This is a genomic window from Paenibacillus woosongensis, from assembly GCF_030122845.1.
Lineage (GTDB): Bacteria > Bacillota > Bacilli > Paenibacillales > Paenibacillaceae > Fontibacillus > Fontibacillus woosongensis_A.
Genome location: NZ_CP126084.1, coordinates 4770294 through 4791497 on the forward strand (window position 1 = coordinate 4770294; position 21204 = coordinate 4791497).

Sequence of the window (21204 nt, forward strand, 5' to 3'; positions counted from 1 at the left end):
CTTCAATTACTTGCTGTTCTGCTCCACACCGGAGCTAACTTTGAGGCGCAGTGCGTTCAGGCGGATAAAGCCGGTTGCATCCCCTTGGTCATAAGCTTCGGTTGGATCGGCCTCCATCGTAGCGATGTCCGGATTGTAAAGGCTCACCGGGCTCTTAACGCCGGCCCCGATAATGTTCCCTTTGTACAGCTTCACGCGTACCGTTCCGGTCACGTTCTTCTGGCTCTCCGTCACAAGCGCCTGCAAAGCAAGACGTTCCGGCGCGAACCAGAAGCCGTTGTACACGAGTGTACTGTAACGGGTAATCAGGCTGTCGCGCAAATTCATCACTTCGCGGTCCATTGTGAGGGATTCCATTTTGCGATGGGCCGTAAACAGAATTGTGCCGCCCGGCGTCTCATATACACCGCGGCTCTTCATGCCAACAAAACGGTTCTCGACCATGTCCACCCGGCCGATGCCGTGCTTGCCGCCCAGCTCGTTCAGCTTCTCCATCACGCCAAGCGGGTCAAGACGCTGGCCGTTCAGGCCGACGCAGTTGCCCTGCTCGAATTCCAGCTCCAAATACTCCGGCTGATCCGGCGCATCCTCCGGGGATACGCTGAGCAGGTACATATCCTTGCTCTCCTCGCCGCTCGCATCGTACCAAGGATCCTCGAGCACGCCACTCTCATAGCTGATATGCAGCAGGTTGCGGTCCATCGAGTAGGATTTCGCAGCGGACGCAGTAACTGGAATGCCGTGCTCTTCGGCGTACGCGATCATTTCCGCGCGGCCCGGGAAGCGGTCGCGGAACTCGCTGAGGCGCCAAGGGGCAATCACTTGGATTTCCGGAGCGAGACCAGCGGCGGCCAGCTCGAATCTGACCTGGTCGTTCCCTTTGCCTGTAGCGCCATGGGCGATAGCCATTGCGCCTTCCGCACGGGCGATTTCAACCATGCGCTTGGCGATCAGCGGACGGGCGATGCTCGTACCGAGCAAATATTGCCCTTCGTACATTGCACCAGCCTGGAACATCGGGTAGATGAAATCCTTGGCGAATTCCTCGCGCAGATCGTCGATATATACTTTGGAAGCCCCAGTAGCCAGTGCTTTGGCTTCCAGGCCGTCCAGTTCCTCTTTCTGGCCGATATCCGCCGTGAAAGCAATAATTTCGGCATCGTACGTTTCCTTAAGCCATTTGAGAATGATCGATGTATCCAAGCCGCCAGAGTAGGCGAGCACGATTTTATTTTTTGCCATATTAAATGATCCTCCTGTTACTTTTTATAGCTCCGATTTAAAATCCTATGATCCGATCAGCGCTGCCATCAGCGCTTTCTGGGCATGTAGACGGTTCTCGGCCTGATCGAAAATAATCGAATTCTTGCCATCGATAACCCCTTCGCTCACTTCCTCGCCGCGATGGGCCGGCAAGCAGTGCATGAACAAATAATCCGGCTTCGCATGCTGCGCCAGCTCTTCATTGACCTGATACGCAGCAAACGCCGCCTCGCGCGCCTTCTGCTCTTCCTCGAAGCCCATGCTTGCCCAAACATCTGTGTAAATGACATCCGCCTGCGCTACCGCCGCTTTCGGATCACGGACAACCTCGACAGCCGATCCCGTCTCCTTCGCGATGTGCCGGGCTTGCTCCGTAATTTGCGCATCCGGCTCGTAGCCTTCCGGGCTCGCCACGGAGATATGAACCCCGAGTTTCGCACAGCCGATCATCAGGGAGTGAGCCATATTGTTGCCGTCGCCGATGTAGGCCAGCTTCAGGCCTTTGAGGGTTCCTTTATGCTCGTAAATGGTTTGCAAATCCGCCAGCACCTGACAAGGATGCGCCAGATCGCTAAGCCCGTTGATGACCGGAACGGTCGAATAACGAGCCAAATCGACGACATTCTCGTGACCAAAGGTACGGATCATAATACCGTCCAGATATCTCGACATGACGGCCGCCGTATCGGCGATCGTCTCGCCGCGGCCAAGCTGGATATCGTTCTTGCTCAGGAACAAGGCGTGCCCACCCAATTGGTAGGTGCCAACCTCGAAGGATACCCGTGTCCGTGTCGAGGATTTCTCAAAAATAAGTCCGACGGTCTTTCCCTTCAGCGGATGATAGATCTCGCCCTTCTTCTGTTTATCCTTGATCTCGATCGCGAGGTCGAGCAAATATTGAATTTCTTCCGTTGTATAGTCGCTGAGCTCGATGAAATCGCGGCCCTTCAAATTAAATGCATTCTTCTTCGTTCCCTCTATTAGACTCATACTACACTTCCTCCTTGGATGTATAGGCGGAAATGATCGCTGCCAGCGTATCGACGGCTTGATCGATTTCCTCCCGGCTCACGTTCAGGTTCGGCAGCAGGCGAATGACATTCGGACCGGCAGTGACGAACAGCAGTTTCCGCTTCTGGCCTTCAGTAACCAGATCCGCTACCGGCTCGGCGCATTCGATGCCGATCAGCAGGCCTTTGCCGCGGATGGCCTTCACGAACGGTTCATCCTTGAACGCCTCTTGAAGACGTTCGTGCAAATATTTGCCCATCTCGTCCGCGCGCTGCGGAATGCTGTCCTCCAGCATCGTCTCGATCGTTGCGATGACCGCCGCGGCTGCTACCGGGTTGCCCCCAAATGTGGTCGCATGGCTGCCTGGCGTGAATGCTTCGCGCAGGTATTCCTTGGCGAGCATCGCCCCGACGGACAATCCGCTCGCAATGCCTTTCGCGGAGGTGAAGATGTCCGGTTCAATGCCGTAGTGTTCGTGCGCAAACCATTTGCCTGTACGGCCCATGCCGGTTTGCACCTCGTCTACGATCAGCAGGAGTCCCTCTTTTTTGCAAAGCGCGGCAAGCTCTTGAACGAAGCCAGGATCGACCGGATATACTCCGCCCTCGGCCTGAATCATCTCCAGCATGACCGCCGCCGTATTCGGCCCGATGGCCTCCTTCAGCGCCGCCATATCATGCAGCGGTACAGTCTTGAAGCCTTCCGGCAGCGGCAGGAAGCCGTCCTTCACCTTATCCTGCCCCGTAGCCGTCAAGGTCGCCAGCGTTCTCCCGTGGAAGGATTGCTGGAAGGTAATCACTTCGTAACGGCCGGTTCCTTTGATCTTCTGATGGTAACGGCGCGCCAGCTTGATGGCCGCTTCATTCGCCTCGGCCCCGCTGTTGCAGAAGAACACGACATCGGCACAAGTGACCTCCGTCAGCAGCTGCGCAGCCTTCTCCTGCTGCGGAATATGGAACAGATTCGATACATGCCATAGCTCATCCAGCTGAGCTTTGACCTTCGCCGTCACTTTTTCAGGAGCATGCCCGAGATTCGTCACCGCAAGGCCGCTCATAAAGTCGAGATAACGATTCCCCTGGTCATCCCACAGCCAGCTGCCATGTCCTTTGACGAGACTGATCGGATAGCGGGCATAGCTTGGAAACAGCGCGCTCTTTGCTTTCGCGTCCGCCGCCTTGGATGCCTTTGCTTCTTTAAGATCACTTTGTGCCATCGCTTGTCACTCCTATCATTTGGATAAAATCTCTTCATTTCACTCTATTAACTATAACGCAGTCTAAAATGCCATGCTACTGCATCCGTACAATTTTCGTCCCGATTTCCTCGCCGGACAGAACGCGGCTTAGGATCCCCGGTTCGCTGCCGTCCACGATGACGACCTCCTGCACCTTGCCATGGATACAGGCAATCGCAGCCCGGACTTTCGGGATCATGCCACCGTAAATTTCACCGGACTGAATCATGTCTTCAATTTCCTGTACAGTCACGGTCGGCAGCACTCTTTTCTCCCCGTTGATGGTCTTCAGAATGCCCGGCACATCCGTCACGACGATCATTCGTTCCACGCCGAGCTCGGACGCTACCGCCCCGGCTGCCGTGTCCGCATTGATATTGTAACGCTGGCCCGCCGCATCCACGCCAAGCGGCGCGATGATCGGCATAAATCCAAGCTGGATTACGCCTTCGATCAGAGCGGCATCAACTTTGGTAACGTCGCCGACAAGCCCGACTTCTGCACTAGCCGCTACCGGCTGCGCGGTGATCAGCTGGCCGTCTATGCCAGACAAGCCTAGCGCTTTGCCCCCGGATTGCCCGATGCGGCGCACGATGCCTTTGTTGATGCTTCCGGCCAGCACCATCTCTACGACGTCCAGCACTTCCTCAGACGTATATCGCAGCCCGTTCACGAACTTCGTTTCAATGCCGAGCTTATTCAGATTGTCGGAAATCGCCGGCCCGCCCCCGTGGACGATGACCGGCTGCACTCCGCTTTGCTGCAGCTTCACCAGATCCTCGAAAAAGGAATCCGGAAGCTCTGCGAGCGTGCTGCCTCCACATTTCATTACAAACGTTCCGTTTGCCGCAAGCGGATTGCTTGCCGTATTACTGTTATCCAGCGCTGTTCTCATCGCTCCAAAACCCCTCTCCGATTCTTATGAAGTAATCATTATGTGTCGAAAAACCCCGAAGTCAAGTGCGGTATGCCGCATTTATCCGTACATAGTCATAGGTCAAATCGCAGCCCCAGGCCGTGGCCTGGCCTTCGCCGTTATGCAGGTGGACATGGATAACCACGGTGTCCCCCTGCAGATAAGCAAGCGCCTCATCCTCATCGAAAGGAATCGGCCGGGAGCCTGTCAGCACACGGATGCTGCCGAGCGAAATGTCCACCGTCTCCGGGTTCACCGGCTCGCCAGCGCGGCCTACCGCCGCGATGATGCGGCCCCAGTTCGCATCGGCGCCAAATACGGCCGATTTCACCAGGCTGGAGCCGATAATCGTCTTCGCAATAGCCCGGGCCGACAGATCGCTGACCGCGCCTTCCACGTTCACTTCGACGAGCCGTGAAGCTCCCTCGCCATCGCGCGCGATTGCCTTGGCGAGCACCTCGCACACATAGCCGAAGCCGGCCGCAAAGCTCTCCCATGCCGGATGCTCCGGTGTCAGCGGCTCATTTCCGGCCAGCCCGCTCGCCATCGCAAGCAGCATGTCGTTCGTGCTCGTATCGCCGTCTACCGTGATCATATTGAAGGTAGCATCGGTCACCTTGCGGAGCAGCGCCTGCAGCGCTTCGGCTTCGATAACCGCGTCGGTCGTCACAAAGCCAAGCATGGTCGCCATGTTCGGGTGAATCATGCCTGAGCCTTTGGCGGCTCCGGCGATGCTGACCTCCCGTCCATCCACGTTCAGCTTCACGCATACCTCTTTCTTCACGAGGTCCGTGGTCAGGATGGCTTGGCAGAATTCCTCCGCCCCGTCGGCTCCCGGCGCTACCACTGCCGGAAGTCCATGAATCCCGGCGTTCACGCGCTCCATCGGCAGCAGCTCGCCGATGACGCCCGTCGACGCCACGGCGACCTCCTCCGGCCGCAGCCCGAAGGCTTCCGCCGCCGCTGCGCGCATCGCGTAGGCATCCTCCTCGCCCTGCTTGCCTGTGCAAGCATTGGCGTTGCCGCTATTCACGACGATCGCCCGCAGCCGCTGGCTGCTAGAGGCGAGGCTGTCGCGCGTCACCTTAAGCGGTGCAGCCTGGAATACATTTAATGTATACACGGCTGCTGCTACAGCAGGCACTTCACATACGATCGCGCCAAGATCGTTGCGCGATGTTTTTTTCAGGCCACAATGCAGTCCCCCTGCCCGGAAACCCTGCGGCGTCGTAACCGTTCCCTCAGTAACTACAGTAAACTTGCTAACCTCTCCCATGGCGTTCTCCCCTCGCAATTACGGATAAACTGGACTGAGCTTAAGTCCCGTCGTCTCATCCCAACCCATCATTAGATTCATATTCTGAATGGCCTGACCTGCTGCACCTTTTACGACGTTATCGATAACCGATATAATCGTTAATCTTCCCGTACGAGGATCTGCGGCAAAGCCGATATCACAGTAGTTCGAGCCGAATACTTCCTTCGTCGCCGGCCATTTACCCGCCTCCCGAATCCGCACGAACGGTCTGCCTTCATAATACTGGCGATACAGCTCGGTTAAATCCTCATCGGTATAAGCTCCTTTGAGCTGAGCGTACATCGTGCACATAATCCCCCTCGTCATCGGCACCAATTGCGTCGTAAACGTGACGGTCACCTGCTCTCCCGCAATTTGCGACAGACTTTGCTCGATTTCTGGAATGTGCTGATGCTTGTTGACTTTATAAGCCTTGAAATTCTCATTGATCTCCGCATAATGCGTCATCAGGCTGGTGCCGCGGCCGGCCCCGGAAACCCCGGACTTCGCGTCAATAATAATCGTCGCCGGATCAATCCAGCCTGCACTTAACGCCGGGATCAACCCTAACAGCGTTGCTGTCGGGTAGCACCCTGGATTTGAAATGAATTCCGAGCCAACGACATCGTCGCCGTTAATTTCGCTCAACCCGTATACCGCTTGCTCCAGTACGCCAGCATCCGGGGCATCGTGTTTGTACCAGGCCTCATAGACCGAACCGTCCTTGATGCGAAAATCTCCCGATAGATCGATAACCTTAAGCCCCGCCTCCAGCAATTGTGGCACGAGCTTGCTGCTTACTCCGGACGGCGTTGCCGTAAATACGATATCCGCCTTCTTGGCCATTTCCTCCGGGTCTACTCCGTCCAGATCCTGAACCAGGATTTCCGATAAATGCGGGAATCCATCCGTAATCGGTACTCCGGCGCTTGAAGCCGAAATGACAGAGGTGATCTCCGCCAGCGGATGTCCCAATAAAAAACGAATCAGCTCTACCCCGCCATACCCTGTGGAACCAACGATAGCCACTTTTACTTTGCTTGCATTTCCAGACACCGTCATAACCTCTCTTCCTCTCCCTAATTTCGGTTTGTTTCTAAACGTTCCCTGCTCACTTGCGATCCGAAAAGAAAATATGTATTATTATACGATTATACTTATATAAATACAACCGCAATGCATAATTATTTATTCCGCACAAATGGCTAACTGAAGCGATATACAAAAAAAGAACCCAGGCCTTACCCCGGATTCTTCGATTTATTGTATTTGCTCCCCCGGACCAGCGAGAATCCCTCGCCCAGTACCTCATGGGCATTGGTAATGATGACAAATGCCGTTGGTTCGATCGTCTGCACCAGCGTTTTCAGGCTCGTCACTTCACTCTGTCCGACTACGACCATCAATACGGTCCGGTCATCTCCAGTATAGCCGCCCTGCGCGGACAGTTTGGTGAGTCCCCGGTCAAGATGATGCAGCACGGCATCTGCGATCTCATCGGTTTTATCGGCTATAATATAAGCCACCTTCGTGTAATTGAAGCCGAGCTCCACAACGTCGATGAACTTCCCCGTAATATAAAGGCCGATTAAGGCATACAGCGCCCGCTCCGGCGACAACACGATGCCGGCCAGAACAATGACCAGCCCATCCATCAATACTACGCAAAGGGATAGGCTAAGCCCGCTGTATTTCTGAATGATTTGCGCTGCGATGGATAGTCCTCCGGTGGAGCCCCGTCCCCGAAACACAAGGCCTAGCCCCAGGCCGACGCCAATCCCTCCATACAAGGAGGCCAGAAGCGGATCCGTTGTAGGCGCCGTCCAATCCTTGGTCAAAAACACAAACAGCGGCAGGACTACCGTCCCCAGCAGCGAACGGAGCGCATAATATCTTCCTAGCAAAAGGTATCCTGCAGCAAATAACGGGATATTCAGCGCCCATTGGGTAAATGCCGGTTCAATATTAAAAAGCGACTTGGCAATAATCGATAGCCCGGAAACACCGCCGGAAGCAATGTGATTCGGCACAAGAAACAAGTTAAAGGCCATGGCGGTGATGAAGGCCCCGATCAGGATCATGAACGTATCGAGCGCATGCCGGAACGGGCCGCTTAACGGGATATAGTCCCCTGGCCTGCGTTTGCGTGACTTTGATGGCACGGTAATCCTCCTTATTTGGCTCCAAAAAAATTCCTACACGCTAACGCTAGTGTAGGAATTCTTGTCTCAATCTATAGCTTAGTTTTTGGGCTCGGTCTTGATTTGGCTGCGCAAATATCCATCGATAAACGGATCAAGCTCCCCGTCCATGACGGCCCCTACGTTGCCGGACTCTACCGATGTGCGGTGATCCTTCACCATGCTGTAAGGATGGAACACATAGGATCGGATTTGGCTGCCCCAGGCGATATCCGACTGTTCGCCGCGGATTTCGTCCAATTCCTTTTGCTGCTCCTCCAGCTTGCGCTCGAGCAATTTGGAACGGAGCATCGTCATGGCCCGCTCTCTGTTCTTGATCTGGGAACGTTCATTCTGACACGTCACCACGATACCTGTCGGCAGGTGAGTAATCCGTACGGCGGAATCCGTCGTATTGATGTGCTGTCCGCCGGCCCCGCTTGCCCGGTACGTATCGATCTTCAAATCCTCTGACCGGATTTCGATATCCACGTCCTCCGTAATCTCCGGTACGACGTCACAGGATACGAATGAGGTATGCCTTCTCCCCGAAGAATCGAACGGAGAAATTCGCACCAAGCGGTGTACCCCTTTCTCTGCCTTCAGGTAGCCATAGGCATTGTATCCTTTGATCAGCAGCGTAACACTTTTGATCCCCGCCTCGTCACCTGGAAGATAATCCAGCGTCTCGACCTTGAAGCCATGCTTCTCCGCCCAGCGGGTATACATCCGCAGCAGCATTTGGCCCCAGTCCTGCGACTCGGTGCCGCCCGCTCCAGGATGCAGCTCCAGAATAGCGTTCATCTTATCGTACGGCGAGTTGAGCAGAAGCTGGAGCTCGAAATCCTCCAGCTTCTTCAGCAGCGCTTCAACGGAGCCGCCGATATCGGCCGCAAGCTCTTCGTCGCCCTCTTCCTCGGCAAGTTCGGCCATCAACGCCGTATCATCATACTCCCGCTGCAGCGCTTCGTATTGGTCTACCGAGGACTTGATGGCATTCAGCTCGGCAATGATGCCCTGCGCTTTGTCATTGTCGTCCCAGAAATCCGGGGCTGCCATCTTGTCCTCGTAGTTGGCTATCATTTCATGCTTAAGATCTAAGTCAAAGAGACCCCCTAAGATTGGATAGTTTCTTTGCGATTTCCCGCATATCCTGCTTGATGCTCGGGTCGATCATCGTTGTTCATTCACCTTCCCAAATGTACTTGAGGATTCAGGATGCTCTAGCCTGCTGCAAGAGTCATTCCACGTACTTTATGCATTCTGCCCGTGGCAGTGTTTGTATTTCTTGCCGCTGCCGCATGGACATGGATCGTTGCGTCCAATCTGGTCGCCGCGTTGAACCGGACGTTTCTCCGCGGGCTCGCCGCTGGTGGAGATTTTGCTCTCGTCCACAACCGCCTGGCGCTCCTGATTGCTCTCAACGTGTGCTTTCATAATATATGTGGCAACCTCTTCTTGGATGCTGGCTACCATCTGGTTGAACATTTCAAAGCCCTCGAATTGATATTCGCGAAGCGGATCGGTACCGCCGTATGCCCGCAAATGGATACCTTGGCGCAGCTGATCCATGGCGTCGATGTGATCCATCCACTTGCTGTCCACGGCACGAAGCGCGATAACCTTCTCAAATTCGCGAACCATTTCCGGCCCGAGCGCTTCCTCGCGTGTATCGTATTTGGTCATCACTTTAGAGAAAATATATTCAACCATTTCTTCGGGCTCTTTGCCCCACAGCTCATCTTTCGTAATCGCGCCTTCATCCAGCATTTTGGCGTTCATGTACTCCGCTACGTCCTGCAGCTCCCAGTTCTCTGGGATTTCGTCGGCCGTATGCGCTTCGACCACCCGCTCGATAACCGCTTTGATCATATCGATAATAATTTGCTTGATGTTATCAGATTCAAGCAGCTCCCGGCGCTGTTTATAGATGATTTCGCGCTGCTGGTTCATGACGTCGTCATATTGCAGGACGATCTTGCGCACATCGAAGTTGTTGCCTTCGACCCGTTTCTGGGCGGATTCCACGGCGCGCGTGATCATCTTGCTCTCGATCGGCTGATCTTCTTCGAAACCAAGGCGCTCCATCATGTTGAGCACGTTATCCGCACCGAAGCGCTTCATCAGCTCATCGCCGAGCGACAGATAGAACTGTGTGGAGCCCGGATCGCCCTGACGGCCCGCACGTCCGCGAAGCTGGTTATCGATCCGGCGCGATTCATGGCGTTCGGTACCTATAATATGCAAACCGCCGATTTCGGCTACCCCTTCGCCAAGCAGGATGTCCGTACCGCGGCCCGCCATGTTCGTAGCGATGGTCACGGAGTTCGGCTCCCCTGCGCGTGAAATGATCTCCGCTTCTTCAGCATGGTATTTCGCGTTGAGCACTTTATGCTGGACGCCTTTGCGCTTCAGCATTTCGGAGAGACGCTCGGAATTCTCGATCGATACCGTACCGACAAGAATCGGCTGCTTCTCTTTGTGCCGTTTTACGATTTCCTCGACGACAGCCTTGAATTTGCCTTCCTCGCTCTTATACACGACATCCGGCATATCGATCCGGCGGTTTGGACGGTTTGTCGGCACCTGCAGCACTTCGAGGCCGTAGATCTTCTTGAACTCTTCTTCCTCGGTCTTCGCCGTACCGGTCATTCCCGCCAGTTTGCGGTACATACGGAAATAGTTCTGGAACGTAATGGTCGCCAGCGTCATGCTCTCGTTCTGTACCTCGATGCCTTCTTTGGCTTCGATCGCCTGATGCAGCCCTTCGCTGTACCGGCGTCCCGCCATCAAGCGGCCCGTAAACTCGTCGACGATCATGACTTCGTCTTCGGTTACGACATAGTCTACGTCGCGGCGCATAATGACATTCGCCTTAAGCGCTTGAACGATATGGTGGTTCAACGTGACATGGGCATGGTCATAGAGATTGTCGATGCCAAAAGCCTTCTCGGCTTTGGCCACCCCTTTTTCGGTCAAGGATACTGCTTTAACTTTAATATCAACCGTAAAGTCCTCTTCAGGCACAAGTCTCTTAATAAAACGGTCTGCTGCGTAATACAGCTCCGTCGATTTCTGAGCTTGTCCAGAAATGATCAGCGGCGTGCGCGCCTCGTCGATCAGAATCGAGTCCACTTCGTCAATGATACAGAAATAAAGCGGACGCTGAACCATCTGCTCTTTGTACAGAACCATGTTATCGCGCAAATAGTCGAACCCGAACTCATTGTTCGTTCCGTAGGTAATGTCGCAGGCGTAAGCTTCTTGCTTGTCCGCATGCTCCATCCCGCTGAGATTCACCCCGACAGTCATGCCGAGGAAATTATAGATCTGTCCCATCTGCTCGCTGTCGCGCTGAGCCAGATAGTCGTTGACCGTAACGACATGAACGCCTTTGCCCAGGAGCGCATTCAAATAAACCGGCAAGGTACCTACCAATGTTTTACCTTCACCGGTTTTCATCTCGGCGATACGGCCTTCATGGAGGGCCATCCCCCCGATCAGCTGTACGTCAAAATGGCGCATGCCCAGCGTTCTGCGCGAAGCTTCCCTAACCGTCGCAAACGCTTCGGGAAGAAGTTCATCCAATGTCTCGCCCTTCTCGATCCGTTCGCGGAACTCGGCCGTTTTGCCCTGCAGCTGCTCGTCCGACAGCGCCTCAAATTTCGGTTCTAATGTATTGATTAAGTCCACCGTCTTCATAAGACGTTTGACATCACGTTCATTCGTGTCGCCAAATATCTTCTTCACTATTCCTAGCATAGTTAACCCCTTTCACGGCTAAACAAATGATTTACCTAAATTGTAACAGTTTGTAAGGCATGCCGCAACAAGCGCCGTCACGTTTCCTGCGGCATTCCAATATCTAAAAAAGAGCCCCATCCGCGGGCGGACAAGGCTCGTTTCCCTAAGTTCAATTGCAAGAATTACCATGTCATTCATACAATCGTCGTGATTGGATACGTTATACTAATCCTGCTCGATCAAACCATATTTCCCGTCATTCCGTCTATAGACAACGTTCAGTTCTTTGGTATCGATGTTGGAGAATACAAAGAAATTATGGCCGACCATATTCATTTGCAGTATGGCTTCTTCCACGTCCATTGGTTTCATTGTGAACCGCTTCGTGCGGACGACTTCCAGATCATCGCTGTCCGCTTCATCCACGGCGACGGAACCGCCATTCTCAACGAACAGGCTCTTCAGACTGCCTTCCTGACGGAACTTGCGATTGATCTTCGTCTTATGCTTGCGGATTTGGCGTTCGAGCTTGTCCACGACGGCATCAATCGATGCATACATGTCATCACTGCGATCCTCAGCGCGAAGCACGACGCCGGTTAGAGGAATCGTAACCTCCACCGTATGCAAACCGCGTACGACACTTAACGTGACGTAGCCTTCTGAGGTAGGGGGTGCTTCAAAGTACTTGTCAAGTCGACTGAGCTTCTTATCTACGTAATCTCGCAGTGCGTCAGTCACTTCAATTTGCTGTCCACGAATACTAAAATTCATAGGGCACTCCTCCTTTGCTTTGCACCTTTATTATACCACGATGTTAGCCCAAAGTAAAAATTGTAAATGCAGGATTAAAGCCTAAAAAAGGACCAGGCCCATGGCGCAGGCCGCCAGTGCTAGTCTTGCAGTTCTGTGACAAATTGGTGCAGCGCCCGCTGAGTATGTCTGGCCGTTTTTCTTGAACCTGCCGGTCAGTATGCTGCTATATGTAAGCGCTTGCCAGGAAAAGTGAAAGACCCGGGTTGCCCCGGGTCTATGCTAGCGAATCTTCAATTGTTAACCATCGTACCGTTATATGTAGGTCGGCTCTGCCGGATGATTATAATTTGATTACGTTAGCCGCTTGCGGTCCGCGAGCGCCTTCAACGATCTCGAACTCTACAGATTGTCCTTCTTCCAGCGTTTTGAAGCCTTCGGATTGAATCGCCGAGAAGTGTACGAACACGTCTGCGCCTTCTTCAGTCTCAATAAAGCCATAACCCTTCTCTGCGTTAAACCATTTCACTTTACCTTGCATCCACTAACATTCCCTTCATTATCAAATAAGAGTGTGAACCAAGCTCACATTTCTGACTATACCACTCCAGCTTAAATCGTGTCAATTGGAAAAGAAAAGGTTTTACTGTTAATTTATTGTAAAATCTTGTCGCAAAAAGCGGAATGACCCATTTAGCTAGCAGAGGCAGAAATGCGCTATATTTTATTACCCTGGAAAGGGGGGAGTGAAACAGAAATTCTCCGAGATATCTTTTGCTCGAACCTATATTTTCTCAATATAAATTTATCATTTAGTAGAAATAAGTTTTTGAACAGCATGAATTTATTAATTGTTTGTTACAATATGTTTGTTAGCTAGGTGATCCCTAATCTAATCAATAATAAATGGGAGGTAAAAAATGATTAAGTTTAAAGCAGCTTGTGATGATTCGATCAGATCTTTCGTTTTTAATAATGGAGGCAAGCAAGAGTTTCCTATACTAAGTCTCGGTAGAAATAGCTATATAAATGAAATAAATATTCAAATCGCTCCCGGAAATGAAATAGCAAATGTTCACATTGGGAATTTCTGTTCAATTGCTTATAATGTTAATTTACTTATAGATAGGAATCATGATTATAAATCAATTTCTACTTCTCCTTTGCTTGAAGAAGTTAGGAAACTACCAAGAAGAGGGCAAATTATTATTGGACATGATGTTTGGATTGGTAACGATGCTACGATTTTATCCGGAGTTCGTATCGGTAATGGCGCTGTAATTGGGGCAGGCACTGTAGTTGCTAAAGACGTCCCTCCATATTCTATAGTTGTGGGAAATCCGATGAAAATACATAGATATAGATTCGAGCCAGAACAAATAGCAAGACTGCAGAATATCAAGTGGTGGAATTGGTCCAGTCATACAATTGAAGAAAATAGAAGTTGGTTCGGCCAAGATATTGAGGATTTTATAGCAAAGTTCGACGAGCAGATCTCTGAGCCTACCGATATATTATCGTTGGAAAAAAAATCGACAGCAGTGTTGTTTATCCCGGATTTCTATGAAAAGTACCCTATTTTCAAAAAAGTAATTTCAGAGTTTATTGCTAACTTTTCATCTAGCGATGATATATCATTATTACTCAGAATTGAACAGAATGATGAATTCGATCATAATGTCGACCTAATCCGACAGATAATTTCGACAAAAGATAATCTGCCAGACATTTTAATAATAAACGATATTATTACTGACGAAAAAATTTTATTTGCGCAGGCTGATTATTTTATAACTACAAGAAGTTTAGACACCATGAGATACATAGAATTTGCCGATGAGTTTGGCGTTGATTTGATTTCTGGAGTTGATTATCCTTTATTCTCCAGCATCACCCTAAAAAGCGATTCCCCTTTGAAGGGAGAAGAATAGTACATTATATTTTGGGTGCTTTAAAAAGCTAATTAATACTAGATAAATAGCCGATAAACGATATTATAACTTAATTACTATCAGGGGTGAAGACGAGATGGATTGGATAAAAGATAAGGAAGAATTTAACCAAATTGCTGACCAATTAAAGAAAAAAATTCAACATCATATTAACAATAATGAAATAAGAGAAGCTGGTGTCATCTTAGATAGTATTGATTCATATCTCCCTCATGACCCCGATATCTATTCCTTTAAAGGTATTCTTAAACTAATAGAAGGTGACCTCAGTAAAGCCCAAGCTTTCTTTAAACAAGGAATAGTCATTCAAGGGGACAATACTGATCTTTTGTATAACTTAGGTCATGTGAATGAACTGCTAGAAAATTATACAGATGCGTACCATTATTATAGAAGAGCGAAAGACACTTCCCTTGATGAATTGCTAATTGAGGAGCTTGAGCATAAATTAAATACATTAAGTTCGAATCACACAATTTCTGAAGAAACTGTCTCACTTAAGAAGAAAGTACTTGTAATAGCCCATATCTTCCCACCCATCGGCGGGTCTGGGGTGCAACGAACTTTAAAATTCGTCAAATATCTGAAACTGTTTAATTGGGAACCTATTGTTGTTACGGCAGGTGACACTCGCTATCCCTTAATTGATAAAACCTTACTTAGTGAGGTTCCCGAAGATCTTATGATATTTCGTGTTGATGAACCAGCTTCAATAAATCAAAATGATATGAACGAATTATTGAATGTATATCATTCCATAGTTAACAAAAAAGAAATAGTTAATGAGTTTATTTCCGAATTTAATAAAGCCAGCGAAAAAAAACAATTGCTAGCCCCAGATAATTATATTATTTGGGCCATTCATACTCTAGAAGCCATTCGTTCAAAAGTTGACATGACCAACATTGATATGATTTATACAACTTCCGGCCCTTATTCAGATCATATCATCGGATACATGTTGAATAAAGAGTTCAATAAACCGTGGGTAGCAGATTTTAGAGATGAATGGACCAATAATCCCTATTCTCGATATGATACGAATAGTATTCAATATAAAATGGCATACGCTATGGAGTGGAGTATTGTCCATACTGCTGACCAAGTCATTACTACAACACCTTTAGCAACTGATAACTATATTCAACTATTCCAGCTAGACCAAAACAAGGTTAAGACTATTACTAATGGATATGACGAAGCCGACTTTGAAGGCGTAGATCAGTTTTCTTCCAATCCCGATATTTTTTCTATTTTTCATAATGGATTGCTTTATTCTATACGCACGCCAGTCACATTTCTGCAAGCCGTAAAAAATTTGATTGATCGCGGAGACGTCAAAAAGGAACACTTGCATATTGGCTTTACATGGACTGAAAACGATGATGCTTGGATAAACTTTGTTGAAGGATTAGGACTTCAAAATCAAGTTGAATTTTATGGATACCTTTCCCACAAAGAAAGCTTAATCCAAGCTAAAAAAGCTTCTGCTTTGTTATTAATTGTAGGACCTGGAGAAAAAAATAAGGCTCTTTATCCTGGAAAGATCTTTGAATATCTTCGTCTAAATAAACCAATAATTTCTCTATCCCCGTCTGGAAGCGTTGTAGAAAATTTGCTACTCGAAACGGAAAGAGGAATTAACGCTGATTTTGACGATGTTGCTTCTATTGAGAAAATGATTTACACCCTATATACAGAATGGATGAACCGAAATCTGCCTGTATTGAACAGCAATCAATCCAATAAAATATCTCAGTTTGAACGTAAAGAATTGACTAGAAACCTGACCTCAGTTTTCGATCATATCCTAGAAGAAAACGAAAAGAATTCACAGAAGAAAAAAATTGCTTTCTTAAGTATTAAAGATGGCGATAAGTTTATAAATGACACCATTCAAGGATTAACTGAAGAATATCACACTCGAAAATTTATTATTACCGACTTAAGTCAAATTGAACCCGCTATGCGCTGGGCCGATATTGTATGGTTTGAATGGTGCGATAGCCTCATTGAATACGCAAGCAAGCTCGCCATTGCAAGTGAAAAGCACATCATCTGCCGGTTACATCGATATGAGGTTTTTACAGAACATCCAAAGAATGTTCTATGGGAAAACGTTGATAAACTCATTGTAGTTACAGATCATCTTAAACAAATCCTTGTAAGCTATGTCCCTGACCTTGAGGAACGGGTTGAAATTGTTACTATTCATAACGGGGTTAATATTGATCAATACAAATTCAAAGAACGTGACAAAGGATTTAATCTTGCTTTTGTAGGATATATGATTCCTCGTAAGAATCCAATGATGCTATTACAAATAGCCAAACAACTGGTGCAAATAGACGAACGATATAAAATTTATATTGCTGGTGATTTCCAGGATGAAATGCTTCGGCTGTATTGGGATTACCAGGTAAAAGAATTACAACTACAAAACAATGTTTTTTTCCAAGGCTTTCAAATAAATATGAGCCAGTGGCTAGATGATAAGGATTACATCATTTCTACTACTATGCATGAAAGTTTTGGTTATGGGATTGCGGAAGCTATGGCAAGAGGTATTAAGCCGGTTATTCATAACTTCTTGTTCAGCAAAGAAATTTGGCCAGAAAAATACCTGTACAACACTATTGATGAGGCTGTAGCACAAATTACTAGTGATGATTATTCATCTGCGGATTACAGACAATTCATTGAAGCGAATTACTCGCTAGTTAAACAATTGAATTCTACTAAAGAGCTGCTCACGTCATTAAGTAAACAAAATAAAAAAGATCATATATATAGTTACAACGGCGTGAAGCTTTCGTATTTTAAAGAGAATTTCGAAAATTTCATACCTTACGACTCCAACTTTGTAAACAATTATGATTTTACAAGCAGCCGTATTACCATAGGAAAAAGGGAACGGATCACGCGAGATTTGGATTTATTTGAGTTTATTATTGAGAATTCATCTGGGGCAAAGCTTATCCTATTTAATATTTGGTACAATCACTCTACTCAGGAGTTCTTCCTGCCAAATTATCTACAAAATTCAAATAAAAAAGAAAATATCATTTATTTATTGAATTACATCTTACAATTTAATTTGAGCTATCCAAATAATATTGGAGGATATATCTTAGATCCTATCTTACAAGAGGATGTTAAGAAAAATGCCCTTGTCTATGGTTGGGAACGGGGAATACCAGCAACGCAGTTCATGTCCTCGATTGGATACTTAAGAATTATAGAACGTTATAAAAAAGCGGCCCAATATATTTCTGATGGTGATATTGTTTTGGATGCAGCATCTGGGTTTGGTTACGGAAGTGCATTCTTCTCGAGAATGGCAAAAAAAGTTATCGCTATTGATCTAGCCCAAGATAACATTACCTTTGGCCAAAGTGCTTATCCATTCAGTAATATTCAATGGAAGGAAGGCGATGTTACAAACTTACCGGTAGATTCATCTTCAATTGATGTATACGTCTCTTTTGAGACTGTTGAGCATCTTCCATTAGATATTCTAGATTCATATTTCCAAGAGGCCCTTCGCGTTCTCAAGCCAGGAGGAAAAATGATTCTTAGTACGCCAAATGCCGTCAATAGAAGACATATTAACAATCCATACCATATCAAAGAATACACTCATCAAGAATTTAATGAACTCCTTCAGAAATACTTCAATAAGATTGATTACTTTTCATCTGAAAATTATATGATTCTAGACAATGTAACTGGAAAATCAACAAATATGATGGCAGTATGCATTAAAAATTAATTGAAAAGAGATGACCATTGGGTCATCTCTTTCTTATTTCTTAATATTAATAAACACTTCCGCTAAGTTTCCTCTTTACCCAGGCGGATTCAATTTTCCAATTCATCATGTCCCCAAGAATAGCCTTTAGACTGTCTATATCATTAAGTTGTAACGCCAATTCGCATATATGGAATGCAAGTTCGGGCTCTTGTTTTATTTTATAAGCCTCCCAGTAGTAGTAAAGACTATCTTCCATATTGCTCAGATGCCGAAGGGACATGGCAGCCAATTCATTAATGCTAAAGTCTTCTTCTTGAACCTCGCTTTGTATCAATACCTCTAGAACGTTTTCATAGAACCCGAATTCATATAGCGTTTTTGCAATAACATATCGCAATTGAGGAGTTGTAAACTCTTTAGTAAAATAATCAAAATAATCATATTGTTGAAGTTTCAATAGATCTGTTAATAAGATGCTTAAAATGTCGCAAAACTCTTTAGTATACTTTTCTTGTTTAATAGGCTTCATTTCTACAATGGATAGTAATGATTTCTTTTCGTCACTTCGCAAAGAGATGAGATTTAGATAACGTTCCATTAATTGACGATCTTTAAGTAAGATACTTAAAGCGAGAACATCTCTAAAATTATCCACGGTAATCTCATCTTTATTGAACCAAAAATACCCTGAGTCCTTATAATTTCCGTTCAATAAATTCACAAAAGACTGAACTTCTTCATCGCAGTTAATTTCATACCGATTAATGAAGGATAGCAGCAATGGATGGCGTAGAGTATATAACGCAGCAATAACGTGCTGGATTACCTCTCCTGTATGCGGCCATAAACTTAACATATCTTTATATAAAATGTTGGTGTCAATATGATTATTAAAATCTAAGAAACTTTTGACAAGTCCCATTACATTAGGTGCGATTCGAATTGCTTTCTTCAAAAGTTCATTCGCTTGTTCAAAATCAAAGTTCGAATATGCAATTTCCGCCGCCCGGGCATAGGCTAAGTAACTACCTGTACCTTCATAAGTGTTGAAATGTACGCTTGAATCACTATCACCTATCTGTATACACTTCTCAAAACATTTATTTGCATCAGGCAAATATCCTAATTCCTGATAAATCATGCCTTCATAATACTTAAATTCTACGTAGTCTGGATATAATTTAAATGAATCTTTAGCTATTGACAGAGCATCTTTATATTGTTTCAACATCATTAAGCTTTGAATAAGTCCAAGAAGTAGTCTTTTAGTGAATGTGTAATTCCCACCATAAGAGTAAGATTTCTTATAAGCCTCAACTGCCTTCATATACTCTCCCGATGTGAAATATTGTTGCCCTAGATTATAATAATTAAAAGATGACGGATTCTCGTCAACCTCTTTTAATAATATTTTTAAATTCCGTTCTATTTTTCCCTTCTGGTCAACAACTTTTTCCAAGTAACCATCATGATGAATGATCATTTGATCTAATACTCCATTACTCCTATGCCAATTCAATTGAATGTCAATTTGTTCATGAATTGCTCCTTGGTACATTAATTCTGGAATTCTGCGGAACAATCGGGGAAACTTATGAACTTCCGCCAATCCACCACCTAAATCATTACGAATAGGTATATAATATATATCATCATTTAAATACTGATTTAACTGATTAAAGGGATCCTCAATCCACTCGTCCGCATCTAAATGTAGAATATAATCGCAGTTGGCCTGTTGAATTGCATAATTTCTAGCATTAGCGAAATGGTTATCCCATTGATAGTGAAACACTTTTGCATCAAACTTACTAACTAACTCTAGGGTTTGATCAGTTGAACCTGTATCCACAATAATAATTTCATCAACGACTGAAGCAACGCTATTCAAGCAACGTTCAATGCAGCGCTCTTCATTTTTAACAATCATACATAAAGATATAGTAGACTTTTTCATGTTACCTCCTAAGATAGCCGAGCTAGACGAGTATTTGCTAGTTCAAAACCTAATTGACTGCTTATCACATAGTGATATTTTGCTTTTTCTAGATTTGCTGACAATTCATAATACAATCCCAAATTATAATGAGCCAGATGCGTCCCCGAACCTTTTTCACCTTCATATTTGTTAGGATCAGCATCTCCTAACTCAACACATCGTTCAAATGCAGTTGGAATCAGCTTGAATGCTTCAACAGTCTTCATTTCAACTAGGGCACTTCCATATATATAATATAGATCGGTATAATCAGGGTAAGTCTTAATACCAATTTCTAAAAGAGCTAATAATTCATTCCACCTACCCATCCGCAGATAAGTCGCGGCCAATGCTTGTATTATACTAGGGTAAAATGACATCTTGTCATTCGAATAATTGTAGGCTTCGATAAGATAGAAAGATGCTTCATCATATTGTTTATTAACCAAATAAGTTCTCCCAATCTGGAATAGAGTGTAGGGTTCATTTGGATGGTCTGCTAATTGCTTCAAAAGCAACTCCTGATTTCTGATAATTTTATTTTTTAACAAAATAGCCTGTTCACTATAGCCGTAATGTTCTAATTTGATTTTTGTGGAAATGGTTTCAGGTGTCTCGCCGTTATATAAAAGCTGCTCGTGAATACGTCCTGAATACCTGTATTCAGAGCTATTAGGAAAAAATCTAGTAATCTTCGTAACGGAAATTCTATCACCATTAATATTATTTATTTCAACCCTTCCAGCTCGATTAGGAGCATTCTGTAACAGTGAAATTTCATATTCAAAGTCGATTGATTCGGAATTCATTACTCTTTCATCTGCGTCTAACATTAAAATATACGGCTGAGTGGCGTACGAAATTAACTCATTTCTCAATTTCCCAAAATCATTGCCCCAGATTCCTTCAATTACTGTTGCCCCCTCGCTAGCTGCAACTTCTCTAGTTCGATCCGTAGAACCAGTGTCAAGAACGATTATTTCCTTAACAAAATGATTAATTGAGCGAATACAGTCCTTAATGGTACCTTCTTCATCTTTTGCCAATATGCACACAGAAATTGATGATTTCACTCTTGAATTCTCCTTTTCTCAGTAAACCCTAACCGAACAAAAATAA

15 protein-coding genes are annotated in these 21204 nt (G+C 46.4%); 2 read left to right on the plus strand and 13 right to left on the minus strand.

Annotated features, from left to right (window positions below; translation table 11 throughout):
- Positions 1-6: 6 nt before the first annotated feature.
- From QNH46_RS22035 to QNH46_RS22085, 11 genes are all read right to left on the minus strand, one after another.
- Complete coding sequence (locus QNH46_RS22035; protein WP_283926023.1) at positions 7-1242, minus strand: argininosuccinate synthase; 1236 nt, start codon at positions 1240-1242, stop codon at positions 7-9.
- Positions 1243-1287: 45 nt separating this feature from the next.
- The gene (gene argF, locus QNH46_RS22040; RefSeq protein ID WP_283926024.1) at positions 1288-2253 is read right to left on the minus strand and encodes an ornithine carbamoyltransferase; all 966 of its coding nucleotides are present in this window, start codon (positions 2251-2253) and stop codon (positions 1288-1290) included.
- 1 nt (position 2254) lies between these two features.
- Positions 2255-3490, minus strand: coding sequence for an acetylornithine transaminase (gene argD / locus QNH46_RS22045; protein WP_283926025.1), 1236 nt, complete (start codon positions 3488-3490; stop codon positions 2255-2257).
- A gap of 76 nt (positions 3491-3566) precedes the next feature.
- A complete protein-coding gene (gene argB / locus QNH46_RS22050; RefSeq protein ID WP_283926026.1) occupies positions 3567-4406 on the minus strand; it encodes an acetylglutamate kinase in 840 nt (279 codons plus the stop codon).
- 61 nt (positions 4407-4467) lie between these two features.
- Positions 4468-5703, minus strand: a complete 1236-nt coding sequence (argJ, locus tag QNH46_RS22055) for a bifunctional glutamate N-acetyltransferase/amino-acid acetyltransferase ArgJ (RefSeq protein WP_283926027.1) — start codon at positions 5701-5703, stop codon at positions 4468-4470.
- An 18-nt stretch (positions 5704-5721) separates the two neighbouring features.
- On the minus strand, positions 5722-6786 hold the full coding sequence (gene argC, locus QNH46_RS22060) for an N-acetyl-gamma-glutamyl-phosphate reductase (protein WP_283926028.1): 1065 nt from the start codon (positions 6784-6786) through the stop codon (positions 5722-5724).
- A 179-nt stretch (positions 6787-6965) separates the two neighbouring features.
- Positions 6966-7886, minus strand: a complete 921-nt coding sequence (locus QNH46_RS22065; protein WP_283926029.1) for a YitT family protein — start codon at positions 7884-7886, stop codon at positions 6966-6968.
- Positions 7887-7964: 78 nt separating this feature from the next.
- Positions 7965-9081 (minus strand): peptide chain release factor 2 gene (gene prfB, locus QNH46_RS22070; protein WP_283926030.1). Its coding sequence is split into 2 segments (ribosomal slippage): positions 7965-9008 and positions 9010-9081, totalling 1116 coding nucleotides; the frame shifts between segments, so codons are not numbered across the junction.
- Positions 9082-9158: 77 nt separating this feature from the next.
- Positions 9159-11666: a preprotein translocase subunit SecA gene (secA, locus tag QNH46_RS22075; RefSeq protein WP_283926031.1), complete on the minus strand. Its 2508-nt coding sequence runs from the start codon at positions 11664-11666 to the stop codon at positions 9159-9161.
- 207 nt (positions 11667-11873) lie between these two features.
- Positions 11874-12422 carry a ribosome hibernation-promoting factor, HPF/YfiA family gene (hpf, locus tag QNH46_RS22080; RefSeq protein ID WP_283926032.1) on the minus strand — a complete coding sequence of 183 codons (549 nt, stop codon included), beginning with the start codon at positions 12420-12422 and terminating at the stop codon, positions 11874-11876.
- A 322-nt stretch (positions 12423-12744) separates the two neighbouring features.
- Positions 12745-12942 (minus strand): cold shock domain-containing protein, encoded by a 198-nt coding sequence (locus tag QNH46_RS22085; protein WP_155612535.1) that lies wholly within the window; start codon positions 12940-12942, stop codon positions 12745-12747.
- 379 nt (positions 12943-13321) lie between these two features.
- On the opposite strand from QNH46_RS22085, the gene QNH46_RS24665 reads away from it, so the two are divergent.
- Both QNH46_RS24665 and QNH46_RS22095 read left to right on the plus strand, forming a co-directional pair.
- Positions 13322-14332 (plus strand): CatB-related O-acetyltransferase, encoded by a 1011-nt coding sequence (locus QNH46_RS24665; RefSeq protein ID WP_283926033.1) that lies wholly within the window; start codon positions 13322-13324, stop codon positions 14330-14332.
- Between the two features lie 97 nt (positions 14333-14429).
- Positions 14430-18125 (plus strand): glycosyltransferase, encoded by a 3696-nt coding sequence (locus QNH46_RS22095; protein ID WP_283926034.1) that lies wholly within the window; start codon positions 14430-14432, stop codon positions 18123-18125.
- A gap of 46 nt (positions 18126-18171) precedes the next feature.
- On the opposite strand, the gene QNH46_RS22100 is transcribed toward QNH46_RS22095, so the two are convergent.
- Positions 18172-20064 (minus strand): tetratricopeptide repeat-containing glycosyltransferase family 2 protein, encoded by a 1893-nt coding sequence (locus QNH46_RS22100; RefSeq protein ID WP_283926035.1) that lies wholly within the window; start codon positions 20062-20064, stop codon positions 18172-18174.
- An 8-nt stretch (positions 20065-20072) separates the two neighbouring features.
- On the minus strand, positions 20073-21158 hold the full coding sequence (locus tag QNH46_RS22105) for a glycosyltransferase (protein ID WP_283926036.1): 1086 nt from the start codon (positions 21156-21158) through the stop codon (positions 20073-20075).
- Between the last annotated feature and the right edge of the window lie 46 nt (positions 21159-21204).

Bases quoted from the DNA above. Each gene is read 5' to 3' on its own strand.
- QNH46_RS22035 (WP_283926023.1), bottom strand. From the start codon at position 1,242: ATGGCAAAAAATAAAATCGTGCTCGCCTACTCTGGCGGCTTGGATACA.
- argF (WP_283926024.1), bottom strand. From the start codon at position 2,253: ATGAGTCTAATAGAGGGAACGAAGAAGAATGCATTTAATTTGAAGGGC.
- argD (WP_283926025.1), bottom strand. From the start codon at position 3,490: ATGGCACAAAGTGATCTTAAAGAAGCAAAGGCATCCAAGGCGGCGGAC.
- argB (WP_283926026.1), bottom strand. From the start codon at position 4,406: ATGAGAACAGCGCTGGATAACAGTAATACGGCAAGCAATCCGCTTGCG.
- argJ (WP_283926027.1), bottom strand. From the start codon at position 5,703: ATGGGAGAGGTTAGCAAGTTTACTGTAGTTACTGAGGGAACGGTTACG.
- argC (WP_283926028.1), bottom strand. From the start codon at position 6,786: ATGACGGTGTCTGGAAATGCAAGCAAAGTAAAAGTGGCTATCGTTGGT.
- secA (WP_283926031.1), bottom strand. From the start codon at position 11,666: ATGCTAGGAATAGTGAAGAAGATATTTGGCGACACGAATGAACGTGAT.
- hpf (WP_283926032.1), bottom strand. From the start codon at position 12,422: ATGAATTTTAGTATTCGTGGACAGCAAATTGAAGTGACTGACGCACTG.
- QNH46_RS22085 (WP_155612535.1), bottom strand. From the start codon at position 12,942: ATGCAAGGTAAAGTGAAATGGTTTAACGCAGAGAAGGGTTATGGCTTT.
- QNH46_RS24665 (WP_283926033.1), top strand. From the start codon at position 13,322: ATGATTAAGTTTAAAGCAGCTTGTGATGATTCGATCAGATCTTTCGTT.
- QNH46_RS22095 (WP_283926034.1), top strand. From the start codon at position 14,430: ATGGATTGGATAAAAGATAAGGAAGAATTTAACCAAATTGCTGACCAA.
- QNH46_RS22100 (WP_283926035.1), bottom strand. From the start codon at position 20,064: ATGAAAAAGTCTACTATATCTTTATGTATGATTGTTAAAAATGAAGAG.